9 protein-coding genes are annotated in these 12,456 nt (G+C 68.3%); 3 read left to right on the top strand and 6 right to left on the bottom strand.

Annotated elements, in window-relative coordinates; translation table 11 throughout:
• Positions 1-69: 69 nt before the first annotated feature.
• The 3 genes from GTY96_RS21200 to GTY96_RS21210 are packed head-to-tail and all read right to left on the bottom strand — an operon-like array spanning position 70 to position 4,805.
• Positions 70-1,563, bottom strand: a complete 1,494-nt coding sequence (locus GTY96_RS21200) for a SpoVR family protein (RefSeq protein ID WP_143900219.1) — start codon at positions 1,561-1,563, stop codon at positions 70-72.
• A 35-nt stretch (positions 1,564-1,598) separates the two neighbouring features.
• The gene (locus GTY96_RS21205) at positions 1,599-2,708 is read right to left on the bottom strand and encodes a DUF444 family protein (RefSeq protein ID WP_143900217.1); all 1,110 of its coding nucleotides are present in this window, start codon (positions 2,706-2,708) and stop codon (positions 1,599-1,601) included.
• Between the two features lie 33 nt (positions 2,709-2,741).
• Positions 2,742-4,805, bottom strand: a complete 2,064-nt coding sequence (locus tag GTY96_RS21210; protein WP_143900215.1) for a PrkA family serine protein kinase — start codon at positions 4,803-4,805, stop codon at positions 2,742-2,744.
• A 570-nt stretch (positions 4,806-5,375) separates the two neighbouring features.
• On the opposite strand from GTY96_RS21210, the gene GTY96_RS21215 reads away from it, so the two are divergent.
• Positions 5,376-6,962: an ArnT family glycosyltransferase gene (locus GTY96_RS21215; RefSeq protein ID WP_201756263.1), complete on the top strand. Its 1,587-nt coding sequence runs from the start codon at positions 5,376-5,378 to the stop codon at positions 6,960-6,962.
• A 30-nt stretch (positions 6,963-6,992) separates the two neighbouring features.
• Here the strand turns inward: GTY96_RS21215 and ruvX are convergent, their stop codons facing one another.
• Positions 6,993-7,448 (bottom strand): Holliday junction resolvase RuvX, encoded by a 456-nt coding sequence (gene ruvX / locus GTY96_RS21220; protein WP_143900211.1) that lies wholly within the window; start codon positions 7,446-7,448, stop codon positions 6,993-6,995.
• A 214-nt stretch (positions 7,449-7,662) separates the two neighbouring features.
• On the opposite strand from ruvX, the gene GTY96_RS21225 reads away from it, so the two are divergent.
• Complete coding sequence (locus GTY96_RS21225; RefSeq protein WP_143900209.1) at positions 7,663-9,207, top strand: hypothetical protein; 1,545 nt, start codon at positions 7,663-7,665, stop codon at positions 9,205-9,207.
• A gap of 8 nt (positions 9,208-9,215) precedes the next feature.
• Entirely contained in the window at positions 9,216-9,740 is a 525-nt protein-coding gene (locus tag GTY96_RS21230; protein ID WP_143900207.1) for a tetratricopeptide repeat protein, read from the top strand.
• 199 nt (positions 9,741-9,939) lie between these two features.
• Here the strand turns inward: GTY96_RS21230 and GTY96_RS21235 are convergent, their stop codons facing one another.
• Entirely contained in the window at positions 9,940-11,133 is a 1,194-nt protein-coding gene (locus tag GTY96_RS21235) for a M48 family metalloprotease (RefSeq protein ID WP_161665620.1), read from the bottom strand.
• A gap of 56 nt (positions 11,134-11,189) precedes the next feature.
• Complete coding sequence (locus GTY96_RS21240; protein ID WP_161665621.1) at positions 11,190-12,368, bottom strand: tetratricopeptide repeat protein; 1,179 nt, start codon at positions 12,366-12,368, stop codon at positions 11,190-11,192.
• Positions 12,369-12,456: the final 88 nt, after the last annotated feature.

Raw genomic sequence — 12,456 nt, forward strand, 5'->3', positions numbered from 1 at the left:
CGCCCAACTCCTGACTTCACTTCGCCCGCCCGCCCGCCTGCTCCCGCCCGGCCCAGGGGCCCGGGGGCCTTACAGCTCCACTTTCTTTTCCGAGTGGTGCTGCCCGTCGTAGCGCAGCAGGCTCCCCTTGCCGTCGTAGCGGGTGATGATGTTCACCGGCCGGCGCCAGAGGGACTGGAGGTTGCGCAGGGTCTCCCGCGCGTAGTCGCCCTTCAGGTCCTGCCCGTCGTGCTTGTGCGCGAGCAGCAGCTCCGAGCGGTTCTCGAAGTTGCCGTCCACCACTTCGATGATGGGCTGGCCGAAGTTGGTGAGCGACGTGAGCAGCTTGTTCTTCACCTTGCGGAACTCGCGGTCGAGGATCTCCCACGAGTTGCGCTTGTCGTTGAAGCCGTAGACGAAGAGCTTCTGCTGCTGGGCGAACTCGGCGGTGAGGAACGTGTCGATGAAGGTGATGTCGTTGTAGTGCTTGCGGACCTCGAAGATCTTCTCACGCCCCGCGCCCAGCTTCTTGTCCCAGGCCTGGCGCGCGCGGAGGTCGTCGCACTCGTCCCATTCCTTGCCGAACTTGCCCTTGTTCCACCGGTCCTCGATGTCCCGCCACAGCTCGATGCCCAGCTTGTACGGGTTGATGGCGCCGGGGCGCACGCCCATGGTGCCGGAGTGGTGGTCCGCGTAGTCGATGATCTCATCATCCCGCAGCGCCCGGCGGGTCATGATGGTGGAGTGCCAGTAGCTGGCCCACCCCTCGTTCATGATCTTCGTCTGGCCTTGCGGCGCGAAGTAGTACGCCTCGTCGCGCAGGATGGAGAGGATGTCCACCTCCCACGGCTCCAGCGGCGCGTGCTCCAGGAGGAAGTAGAGGACGTCGCGCTGCGGGCGCTCCGGGAAGCGCTTGCGCTGCTGCTTTTCGTCCTCCGCGCGCTTCCTCTGCGAGTCCATGAACTCCGACGGGTTGATGAAGCCGCGCATGTACTCGCGGTTCACCTTGAAGCCCTCCACGCGCTCGTTGGACTTGGACTCCTCCTCCGCGCGCTGCGGGTCCGGGTTGCGCCGGATGTGCGGCGCGTGCTGGTCGATGAGGTTCTCCAGGGACAGCGTCCGGTCGATGAAGTCCTCCACCTTCTCCACGCCAATCTTGTCCACCCACCGCCGGACGCGGGTGGCGTGGTTGGCCATGTCGTCGATCATCCGGCGGTTGGTGTGCCGGAAGGAGAAGTTGTTCTTGAAGAAGTCGCAGTGACCGTAGACGTGGGCCATCACCAGCTTCTGGTCCACCTCCGGGTTGCTCTCCATCAAGTACGCGTAACAGGGGTCGTTGTTGATGACGAGCTCGTAGATCTTGCTCAGCCCGTACTCGTACCCCTTCGCCAGCTGCTCGTACTCCATGCCCCAGCGCCAGTGGGGATAGCGGGTGGGGAAGCCGCCGTAGGCGGCCACCATGTTCATCTCGTCGTAGCTCACCATCTCGAAGACGGTGTCGAAGAAATCCAGGCCGAACTCCTTGGCGTAGCCGTGGATTTCATCCCGCAGCGCGGCGAGGCGGGGCGTCAGGCTCTTGGGCATCGGGCGGGTGCTCCGGTTGGGGATGGGCGGACGCTTCAGCGCCCCTTGCCGAGGAAGTCCTTGATGGAGGCGTAGATGGCGTCCTTGTCCGCGATCTCGCTCAGCGCGACGTTGGTCGTGTCACCCACCGCCTCGCGCAGGTCCTTGATGAACTGCCCGCTGCCGTAGGGGGACTCCACCTGCCCGTAGGCGAACTGGTTCACCTGGGGGAGGATGTCGTTGCGGAGCATGTCGATGCACTGGCGCGTGTCGTCCGCGCTCCAGTTGTCCCCGTCGCTGAAGTGGAACGGGTAGATGTTCCACGCGCTCTTCGGGTAGTCCGCCTGGATGATGTCCCGGCACAGCTTGTACGCGCTGGAGATCATCGTCCCGCCGGACTCGCGGGTGTGGAAGAACGTGTCGCGGTCCACCTCGCGCGCCACCGCGTCGTGGATGATGTAGCGCGACTCCAACCCCTTGTACTGGTGCTTGAGCCACGTATCGAGCCAGAAGCTCTCCACGCGGACGATCTCCTTCTGCTCGTCCCCCATCGAACCTGACACGTCCATCATGTAGATGATGACCGCGTTGGTCTCTGGCAGCTCCTGGAGCTTGTAGCTGCGGTAGCGCCGGTCCTCGCGCGTGGGGATGATGACCGGCATCTTCGGGTCGTAGGTGCCGGTGGCGATCTGCCGCTTCAGGGCCTGCTTGAAGGTGCGCTTGAAGTGGCGCAGGGACTCCGGGCCCGTGGTGTTGACGCCCGTGTACTTCACCTTCTGCGTGACGATGCGCTCGTTCTGCCGCCGCTCGATGCGCGGCAGCTGGAGCTCCTCGCCCAATATCTGCGCCAGCTCCTCCAGGGTGACGTCCACCTCCAGGGCGTGGTCTCCCTCGCCCTGGCCGGCCTGATGCCCGTCCCCGGGCTCCACCGCCCCGGGGCCGAGCTGCTGGCCGACCTCGCCCTCTCCCTGTCCGACGCCGCCCTGCTCCTTGTGGCCGTACTTGAAGCGCGGAATGTCGATGAAGGGGATGGGGATGCTGATGGCATCCTTGCCCTTCTTCCCGAGCATCTCGCCCTTCTGCACGTACTTGCGCAGGTTGGCTTTGATCTTCCCGCGGACGATCTGTTTGAAGCGGGAGTGGTCCTGGTGGATCTTCAAGGTCACGGTGTCACGTCCCTCCTGGACTGAGCGCTGGCGTTACTCCTTGGCGTCACCGCGGGCGAAGATGCTGGCCACGAAGTTCAGCACGTCCGTGGAGCAGATCTCGCAGTACCCGGAGTTCTTCATCATCCGGTCCTTCACCAGGTCGATCTTCTCCTGGGTCTCCTTGTCCACGACGGACGACACCAGGTTCTTGAGCTTGATGCTGTCCTTCTGGTCCTCGAACAGCTTCAGCTCCAGCGCCTTGTGCAGCCGCTCGTTGGTCCGGTAGTTGAAGGTCTTGCCCTCCACGGCGAGCGCGCCGATGTAGTTCATGATCTCCCCGCGGAAGTCGTCCTTGCGGCTCTCCGGGATGTCGATCTTCTCTTCAATGGAGCGCATCAGGCGCTCGTCCGGGACCTCGTAGATGCCGGTGTACTTGTTGCGGACCTTCTCCTTCTGGGTGAAGGCCTTGATGTTGTCGATGTAGTTGCCGCACAGCTTGCCGATGGCGTCCTCGTCGGCGCTGATGGCGCGCTGGACCTCGTTCTTGACGATGTCCTCGTACTCCTGCTTCACCGTGGTGAGCAGCTCCTTCATGCGCTTGCGCGCGTCCTCGGTGTTGATGAGGGAGTGCGTCTTCAAGCCGGCTTCCAGCTCGTTGAGCACCATGAAGGGGTTGATGCAGCCCTCGCCCTTGTCGCTCACCAGGGCGTTGGAGATTTTATCCTGGATGTAGCGGGCGCTGATGCCCTCCAGGCCCTCGCGCACGCTCTCCTTGCGCAGCTCCTTGATGTTGTCCTCGGTGAAGTTGGGCAGCGTCTTCCCGTTGTAGAGCTTGAGCTTCTGCAGGAGCGACAGGTTGTGCTTCTTGGGCTCCTCCAGGCGCGTGAGGACGGCCCACATGGCGGCCATCTCCAGCGTGTGCGGCGCGATGTGCTTGCCCTTGATGGCGCGGGAGTTGAAGTCCTTCTCGTAGATCTTCACCTCTTCCGCGAGCTTGGTGATGTACGGGATGTCAATCTTCACCGTACGGTCGCGCAAGGCCTCCATGAACTCGTTGTTCTCGAGCTTCTTGTACTCGGGCTCGTTGGTGTGCCCGATGATGACCTCGTCGATGTCTGTCTGAGGGAACTTCTTCGGCTTGATCTTGTGCTCCTGCGACGCGCCGAGCAGGTCGTAGAGGAACGCGACGTCCAGCTTGAGCACCTCGACGAACTCGATGACGCCGCGGTTGGCGATGTTGAACTCGCCGTCGAAGTTGAAGGCGCGCGGGTCGGAGTCGGAGCCGTACTCGGCGATCTTCCGGTAGTTGATGTCGCCGGTGAGCTCGGTGGAGTCCTGGTTCTTCTCATCCTTCGGCTGGAACGTGCCAATGCCGACGCGGTCCTTCTCGCTGAAGATGAGCCGGTTGACGTGCACGTGGCCCATGACCTTGGCGAAGTCGCCGCCGTACTGGGTCATCAGCTCCTTGAAGACGAAGCGGCAGGCGGGGCACAGCTCGCAGCCGTCCGGGATGGTGTAGCCGGTCTCCGGCGGGGAGAGCTCGGAGAAGACCTTCTGACGCCACTCGCGCGGGACGAGGTTGAGGGGCTCCTCGTTCATCGGGCACTTCATCTTCTCCTTCGTCACCGAGCCGTCAGGCTGCTTCTTGTCGGTGAGCCAGGAGAACGTGTAGGCGGCGCCCTCGGCGGTCTTGGAGTACTCCTCCATGCCCTTCTTGAGCAGGCGGGCGATGGTGGACTTGGACGAGCCCACGGGGCCGTGCAGGAGGATGACGCGCTTCTCCGTCCCGTAGCCCTGGGCCGCGGACTTGAAGACGTTCACCAGCTTCATCAGCGGCACGTCCAGGCCGAAGATGGCGTCCCGGCCGCCGAAGCGCTCATCGCTGAAGAAGTGGTAGCGGGTGAGCTTCTTCTTGTTGTCGATGTACTCCGACTTTCCGTGGCTGAGGATCATGTCGTAGATCCTCTGGAAGGCCGTGCGGGTGACCTTCGGATTCTTCCGGACGATTTCGAGGTAGTCCTCGAAAGAGCCCTCCCAGTTGAGTTCCGCGTAGGTCTTTACATCCTGGAACGCGGCGATTCTGGAGACCCACGAGCCCTTCTCAGCGTCCTTCATGTCTCTCCCTCGTAGCCTCCTGGGGGACGCGAACGGTCGCATCCATCCGGGGCGGCCAGCATGGTGAACCTGGAGGGCTGGAAGGCCATTCCACACCCACTCCGAAGAGGTCCCAGGCGACGACAATCGCGAAGCTTCCGCCCCTTCGGGACCCCGCCGCGGAGTGGGACCGCGCGTCAGCTCGTGTCGGAGGGGAGCTGCCCTCCTTCACGGGGTGAAAAGGCACTTCGATTATAAGGACCCGGACGTGCCACGGGAGGAGCCCCCCCGGTGCGATGTGTCGGGTCCCACCTCTCCCAAGCGCGCACTTCCCGACGCTTGGTCCCCGCTGGAGAACACCCCGGACAGGCGTGCCCCCCTGTGGGGCGGCGTCCGTGTCCGCTCCACATGTCGGCGTGACGGCCGGCGCACCGGTTCCGCCCCGTCCAGAAGGGTCCGTAACGGCGCGAATCCCACGCTGCTCGGGGAAGTGTTTCGTGTGGAGGGGCGGCGGCAGGCGGGCGGGCATCAGCCAGGTGGGAGGTGCGCCGGCTTGGCTTTGAGGCCTGCCTGCGTATCCTCGCGCGCGCCATGGTTCCCGCCTCGAGTCCCGCCGCCGCTGCCCCCACCCCCGCCGTGCCCGGCCTGTCGGCCGTCCCGGCGCCCCAGCCCGAGCCGTCCACCCGGTGGTTGGTGGGCCTCTTGCTGGTGGCGGCGCTGCTCCCCCGGATGGGGGTGTTCTTCCTCAACGAGAACCTGTTTGGCGACGCGGTGGTGCGCACGGAGCTGGCGGAGCGGTGGCTGGCGGACCCGCACGTCATCACGTCGTACAAGGATGGGACGTTCCAGTTCGGCCCCCTGCACCTGTACCTGGTGGGCGCGGTGCTGTCGGTGTTCGAGCGCGACGTGGCGGGCCGGCTGGTGAGCCTGGTGTTCGGCGTGCTGTCGGTGGTGCCGCTGTTCGCGCTGACGCGGCGGCTGTTCGGTTGGCGTGCGGGCGTGGCCGCGGGGCTGGCCTTCAGCGCCTGGGGCATGCACCTGCAGTTCTCCACCACCGCGGGCAGCGAGGCGGTGTCGCTCTTCTTCATGCTGTGCGTGTTCGCGTTGGTCGCGGAAGGGGTGGAGGAGAACCGCTTCCAGCCGCTGTTCTGGGGCGCGGTGCTGCTCAACTTCGCGTGCGCGCTGCGCTACGACGCGTGGATGTACATCCCGCTGCTGACGGTGGCGCTGGTGTTCAGCAGCGAGGACCGGGTGGCTTCGCTGACGCGCGCGGTGGGCTTCGGGCTGGTGTGTCTGCCGTTCCCGCTGCTGTGGATGCAGGGCAACGAGCTGGCGCACGGTGATCCGTTCTTCCCCATCAAGGCGGTGGACGCCTTCCACCAGCAGTGGGTGGTGGACTCCGGCGGGGCGGGAGGGCCGCTGGGCTGGCGGCTGCAGCAGCTGGGGTTCTGGCCCGCGGTGGCGCTCTTCACGCTGACGCCCGGCGTGGCCCTGCTGGGCGGGTGGGGCATGGTGAAGGCGTGGAAGCAGCACCCGGAGACGCGCTGGCTGGTGGTGATGGCGGTGGTGCCCGCGCTGTACTTCACCTTCCGCGCGGCGGTGCTGCTGAGCTTCGTGCCCCTGGCCCGCTTCACGGTGACGCAGCTGGTGCTGCTGCCCGTGTTCCTGGCGCCGGGCTTCGCGGCGGTGGTGGGGAGCCGGGGCGTGCTCGCGCGGCGCCTGGTGGTGGGCGTGAGCGCGGTGCTGGCGATGGTGATGCCGGTGGCGCTGGGCATCTACACGTTCCGCACCGAGGGCGGCCTGCACGACTCGCTGCGCCCGGTGAGCCCCACGTCCACCAACCCGGTGGCGGTGATGCAGGTGGCGCGCTTCCTCAAGGAGGAGGTGGCGTCCCGGGGCGGCGCGGCGGCCATCGACGACGACCCGCGCTACATGGACCTGCAGGTGGCCTTCTTCTCCGGGCTGCCGGAGATGCGCATGGCGCGCGTGCGGTGGGACACCTTCCGCCAGCGCATGCAGGACGCGCGGCCGGACGTGCTGGTGCGCTTCGACCAGGGCAAGCTGGTGAAGGACCCGGGCGTGACGCTGGAGGGGCGGACGCTGACGCTCGACGGCGTGGCGTATCAGGAGCAGGACGGCTTCTCCGCGCCGCTGCACGTGTACCGCCGCCAGCCGTAGCGGTGGCGGGGCGTCCAGGGCCTGTGACGCTCAGGCCTCCGGGTCGTAGTCGTCCGGGTCGTAGCCGTCGTCTGCGGGGCGGTGCGCGTCCAGCCAGCCTTGCAGGATGAACTGCGCGGCGAGCTGATCAATGACCTCGCGCCGCTTCTCGCGGCGGACGTCCGCCTCCAGCAGGGTGCGCTGGGCGGCCACGGTGGACAGCCGCTCGTCCCACAGCTCCACGGGCAGCCCCAGAGCGCTTTCCAGCACCTCCGCGAACTTGCGGGTGGCCTCCGCGCGAGGCCCCTCCGAGCCGTTCATGTTGAGCGGCAGGCCGAGGACGAAGCGCGTCACCTCGTGCTCCTTCACGAGCCGGGACAGCTCCGCCAGGTCCGCCTTGAGCGACGCGCGCCGCACGGTGGTGACGGTCTGGGCGGTGAGCCCCAGTCCATCCGAGACGGCCACCCCGATGGTCTTGGTGCCGTAGTCGAGCCCGAAGGTACGCATGGGCGCGGGACTCTAGCCGCAATCCTCCGCCCTGGACCGCCCCGTCCACCTCCAGGGACGCCGCCGCGCCGCCCCTTCCCGCAACCCCTGGATTCGACTCGGCGCGTGCGTGCGCGTGCCCGGCATCGCCGCTGCAATGCCCCGTCCCGTCCGAAGAGACAGCGCGCGGCACCTTCCGGCAGCACCCACTTCAACCCGTCGCGCGGGAGTTTCGATGCTCGACATCCTCAAAGGCGTGGCCAATCTGCTCGGCGGCCCGATGGCCGCCGTGGTGGACCTGGGGGGGAACGCCCTGGGTCTTCCTCCGGTGCTGACCCAATCCATCAAGACGGCCGCGGGGGTGATGACCGGCAACGTGATGATGGCGGCCAGTGGCGCGCTGGGCGTCGCGGATGAGCTGAAGAAGAACCCCTCCGCGAAGACGGAGTACTGCGCGCCTCGGGACGCGGCGAAGGCGGGGGCGGGCTACGCGACGGCCGCGCGGACGGAGGACTCCCGGACGCAGGGCCCGTCCGGGAGCCGCAGCCCGTTGGATCCGAAGCTCCTGGACTACTCGGATGCGCTGCGCACGCTGGAGGCGAACTTCGGCTACCTGGACCTGCTGGACGGCAGGAAGGACGGCACGCTGTCGCACGGCGACCTCCAGCGCATCGCGCAGGACCCGCAGGTGTCTCCGTCGCTCCGGGAGGCGGCGAAGTTCCTCGTGGAGAACCGGGGCTTCTTCGAACAGGTGGACACGGCGAAGAAGACGCTGCTCGGCATGCCGATGCTGAACTTCAACGACGACCGCCTCGACCTGCGGAGCCTCCAGCAGGAGTCCCAGCGGCTGTCCGCGGAGTTCGCGAAGTACGGGCGCCCGGAGCGGCCGGGCCGTCCGGCTCCCACGCCGTCGGACGGTGGCCCGCAGCCGTCGGACTGCGCGCCTCCGTCCAAGGGCGGGGGCTCCGGGCCCGTGCCGGGCAGCGGGGCGGGGCGCCCGGGGAGCGGCGCGGGACGGCCGGGCGGCGGCACGGACGGCGCGTCGGGCCGGCCCGGCCCCGGCGCTGAAGGGACGGGGCGCCCGGGGAGCGGAGGGAGCACCGGGAGCACAGGGGCGTTGGATCCGAATTTCGCGGGCTACCGCGACGCGCTCCGGGTGCTGGAGCAGAACTGGGACACCTTCGACACGGCGGTGGGGACGAAGGACGGCAAGCTGGCGATGGCGAACTTCGAGGCGGTGCTGAACAGCCCCGCCGCGTCGCCCACGCTCAAGCGCGCCGCGCAGTTCTTCAAGGACAACCCGGAGTACTTCAGCCGCCTGGAGATGGCGGCGGGCAGCGGGGGCCGGGATGGCGTCGCCAGCCGGCAGGACCTGAGCGCGGAGCTGGCGGCGGTGGCGAAGCTGCCGGGCGGTTCGTCGTCCAGCGCGAGCGGCCGGAGCGCGGGGGGCACGCGGGCGCGGGACATCGTGGACAACCCGAACATGAGCATCGAGCAGAAGGTCCAGGCGCTGCTCATGGGCATCACGGAGGACACCGACGCGGAGCTCTTGGACGTGATGAACGAGATGGCCAGCGCCCGCGAGGAGCGCGCCACGCTGGGCAGCAGCGACGCGGACAAGGCGCGCGGCGCGAAGCTGGACACCAGCATGCAGGAGCTGGAGCTGCGGCTTCAGACGCTGATGGAGAAGCGCAAGGCGATGTTCGACCTGATGAGCAACATGTCGTCGAAGTTCAACGAGATGGCGAAGACGGCCATCTCCAACCTGCGCAGCGCGTGAGGGCCGCCATGGGACGCATCATCAAGCACGAAGGCGGCGAGGCGCCGAGGATGGAGACCGGAACGGCGCGCAGGCTGAAGGCGTTCGCTCGCGGGGAGACGACCTGGGCGGAGGTGGAGGGGATGACCTTCGAGGAGGCGAAGGCCATCGCGCAGGTGGGCTGCGACCTGGCGGCGGCGGGGCGGCTGGAGGAGGCGCGCATCCTCTTCGAGGGGCTCGTGGAGGGGAACCCGAAGGACTCGGCGGCGCACGCGGCGCTGGGCACGGTGTACCAGAAGCTCGGGCGGGTGGAGGACGCACTCACCGAGTACACGCACGCGCTGACGGGCGACCCGCGCAACCCCGTGGCGCTGACGGGCCGGGGGGAGCTGCACCTGCGCCGGGGGGAGCGGCAGGGCTTCACGGACATCGCCAACGCGGTGGAGGTCGATCCCCACGGGGAGACGGCCGCGGGCCGCCGCGCGCGGGCGCTGGTGAAGGCCATCACGCTGGTGGCGGTGGAGAAGCTCAAGGACGGGGCTCCGACGACGTAGAGGCCCTGCTTCGGGCGTGGCGCCGTCAGGAACGTGGCGGGCCGCCCGATATGGAGAGAGGGGACGACGTTTCAAGCTTCAAGACGGATGTGCCGCCGGACAGTTGGGGAGCGGTCCGGGGGCGGCCACCGGAGGATGGGGATGGACGGCGAGGGGGAATGGAGTAGGGGCCCATCCACCGGTGGCTTCTTGAAGCGGTTCAGGGCGAGTCGAGCTGGGCGAGCCGTTCCCCGATGGGCGGATGGCTCATGCCCTTGAGCACGACCCAGCGGGGGGGCTCGGGGTCCATCTTGTTCACCCGGGCGGCCTTCACCAGCATGCGGCGGAAGGCCGCGGGGTCGCCGGTGAGGTTCAGGCCGTAGCGGTCCGCCTCGCGCTCGCGTTCGCGGGAGAGGGCTCCCGACACGGGGGCCACGAGCGTGATGAGGATGAACACCACGAGCGACACCAGGGGCTGGGTGCGGATGTCGCCGACGCGCTGGACGCCCCACCAGCCCCGGCGGGCGGAGAGGCGCAGCAACTGGTCGATGAGGAAGAGCAGCGCCACCACCGACACGGAGGACGCGATGCGGCCGGGCCAGCGCGCCTCGTTGACGTGTCCCGCCTCGTGCGCCACCGCGGCCAGGATTTCGTCCTCCGCGAGCTCGCGCAGGATGACGTCGTTGAGGACGATGGTGCGCGTGGGGCCCTGGCCGGCGAAGTACGCCTGGATGCGCTTGGACGTCACGGAGGTCTTCTCCACCACCACGTCGGAGAAGGAGATGTCCGCCTGGCGCATCAGCGCGGTGATGCGCGAGCGCAGCGGGCCCTCGGGCAGGGGCGCCTGGTCGAAGTAGAGGCGGGCGCGGTAGGGGTCCAGCGCGGACGACACCAGCATCAGCAGCGCCACCGGCACGCCCAGCACCAGCCACCAGCGCCGCACGCGGCGGGCCAGGCCGTACAGGCCCACCACGAGCGCGGTGAGGGCGATGGCGCCCACGACGCCGCCCTTGAACCAGGTCCACGCGAAGGTGGCGGGCGTGTCGTTGGACAAGCCGTGCCGGTGCTCCAGCACGTAGTAGAAGTACACGTTGGCGGGGGCGTAGAGCAGCTGGGTGGCCAGGTCGATGAAGAGCGCGAAGAGCAGCGCGGCGCCCCAGCCGGGCTCACCCCACAGCCGGTCCATCGCCCCGAAGAACGCGCGGCTCACCGGGGCCGTGCGCAGGAAGCCGAACCGGCGCTCCAGCGCCGCCGCCGCCGCCCCGGCCCCTCGGTGGAAGGGCCGCACGAAGACGGCCAGCAGCAGCACGAACAGCGTCAGGCGCACCAGCGGCTCCACCGCCGCCCGGATGTAATAGGGCTGGTGGTAGGCGTGGATGTCGGCGAGCTGTTCAGGCGTGAAGAGCGGTTCCATGGGCGGTGGAGCGCAAGGCTACGCCCGGCGGTGGCCCCGTGCCCAGCGGGGGCCCGTCAGCGGTGCTTCGCGCCCGCGTTGGAGGCGGGCATGGGCACGGAGACTCCTGCCTCGTCCGTCTCCGCGTCCGCGAGCAGCAGCGACTTCACCTTCTCCAGGCTCTGGCGCGTGCGGTCCACGAAGGCGCTCTGCGAACCGATGCGCTCGGCGGCCTCCAGGGTGCGCTCGTAGATGTTGATGGACTTGGTGAGCAGCACGCGGATCTTCTTGCGCAGCTCCTGGCGGTAGACCCCCGCCTCCTCCGCGTTGAGCTCCGGGGGCGTGGGCGAGCTCACCATGTGCTCGTAGAGGTTTTCGTAGAGGGCGCCAATCTGCGCTCCGGCGGCGGTGGCCCAGTAGCCGTTGCCCACGCGGATGGAGCGCAGGTAGTGGCCCTGCGCGGACAGGAGCAGCTCCGCCTTGTAGTTGAGGTCCTGCGCCAGCCCGTCGCTGCCCCGGCTGGCCTCCAGCTTCACCGCCTCGTAGTGCAGCCGGTAGATCTCCCCGACGAAGAAGTGCGCCTGCGCGGGGAAGTAGTCCTCCACCTCCGTCTTGTCCGACAGGGCGTCATACGCGGCCAGCGCCTTGCGCAGCGTCGCCTCCGCGTCGTCGGTGCGGCCCGCCTCCACCTGACAGATGCCCTGCTGCACCTGCGCTTCGATGCGGCGGCCCGCGGGCAGGTCCGCGCGCGCGGACAGCGTGGCCAGCAGCTTCGTGGCGTCCTCGTAGCGCTCCAGATGGTAGAGCGTCTCCGCCAGACGGAACGACGCCTCCAGCGCGTCGCCCTGGCCCTTCTCCGGCTCCGCCAGTTCGGCGAAGCGCGCGTAGGCGTCGTCCCACTCCTTGAGGCGCTGGTGCGCGAGCCCCGCGTTGTAGAGGGCCTGCCGGCGGTGCGGACTGTCCGGGTGGAAGTCCGCGAGCCGGCCGAAGTAGCGCGCCGCCTGCTTGAAGTCGTTGGCGGCGAAGGCGGAGGTGCCGCCCGCGAAGAGCTCCTCGTCGTTGAGGCGGTCCAGCTCCAGGTCCGCCGTCACCGTCACCGGGTCGAACTCCACCACCTGCTTGTTCGCCGTCGCGTCGGGCTTCGCCGCCGAGCCCGTGGTGCGGCAGCCCGTGAGCGTCAGCCCCAGGCCCAGCACGCCCACCCACAGCCACCGCCGGGCGCTTCCGGTCGCATCCATCCGCTTGCTGCCGTCCATGCACCTGCTCCCGTCCGGAAAGCCCCGGCGTCACCCGGCGTGGCTCCGGCATCGACACTCCGGAGACCCGGCGGGTTCCCCGGACCGC

Origin of the sequence: Corallococcus silvisoli, from assembly GCF_009909145.1 — a bacterium.
GTDB classification, from domain to species: domain Bacteria; phylum Myxococcota; class Myxococcia; order Myxococcales; family Myxococcaceae; genus Corallococcus; species Corallococcus silvisoli.

Excerpts from the sequence above, each read along its gene's own strand:
- GTY96_RS21200 (WP_143900219.1), bottom strand. The coding sequence starts at position 1,563 with ATGCCCAAGAGCCTGACGCCCCGCCTCGCCGCGCTGCGGGATGAAATC.
- GTY96_RS21210 (WP_143900215.1), bottom strand. The coding sequence starts at position 4,805 with ATGAAGGACGCTGAGAAGGGCTCGTGGGTCTCCAGAATCGCCGCGTTC.
- GTY96_RS21215 (WP_201756263.1), top strand. The coding sequence starts at position 5,376 with ATGGTTCCCGCCTCGAGTCCCGCCGCCGCTGCCCCCACCCCCGCCGTG.
- ruvX (WP_143900211.1), bottom strand. The coding sequence starts at position 7,448 with ATGCGTACCTTCGGGCTCGACTACGGCACCAAGACCATCGGGGTGGCC.
- GTY96_RS21225 (WP_143900209.1), top strand. The coding sequence starts at position 7,663 with ATGCTCGACATCCTCAAAGGCGTGGCCAATCTGCTCGGCGGCCCGATG.
- GTY96_RS21230 (WP_143900207.1), top strand. The coding sequence starts at position 9,216 with ATGGGACGCATCATCAAGCACGAAGGCGGCGAGGCGCCGAGGATGGAG.
- GTY96_RS21235 (WP_161665620.1), bottom strand. The coding sequence starts at position 11,133 with ATGGAACCGCTCTTCACGCCTGAACAGCTCGCCGACATCCACGCCTAC.
- GTY96_RS21240 (WP_161665621.1), bottom strand. The coding sequence starts at position 12,368 with ATGGACGGCAGCAAGCGGATGGATGCGACCGGAAGCGCCCGGCGGTGG.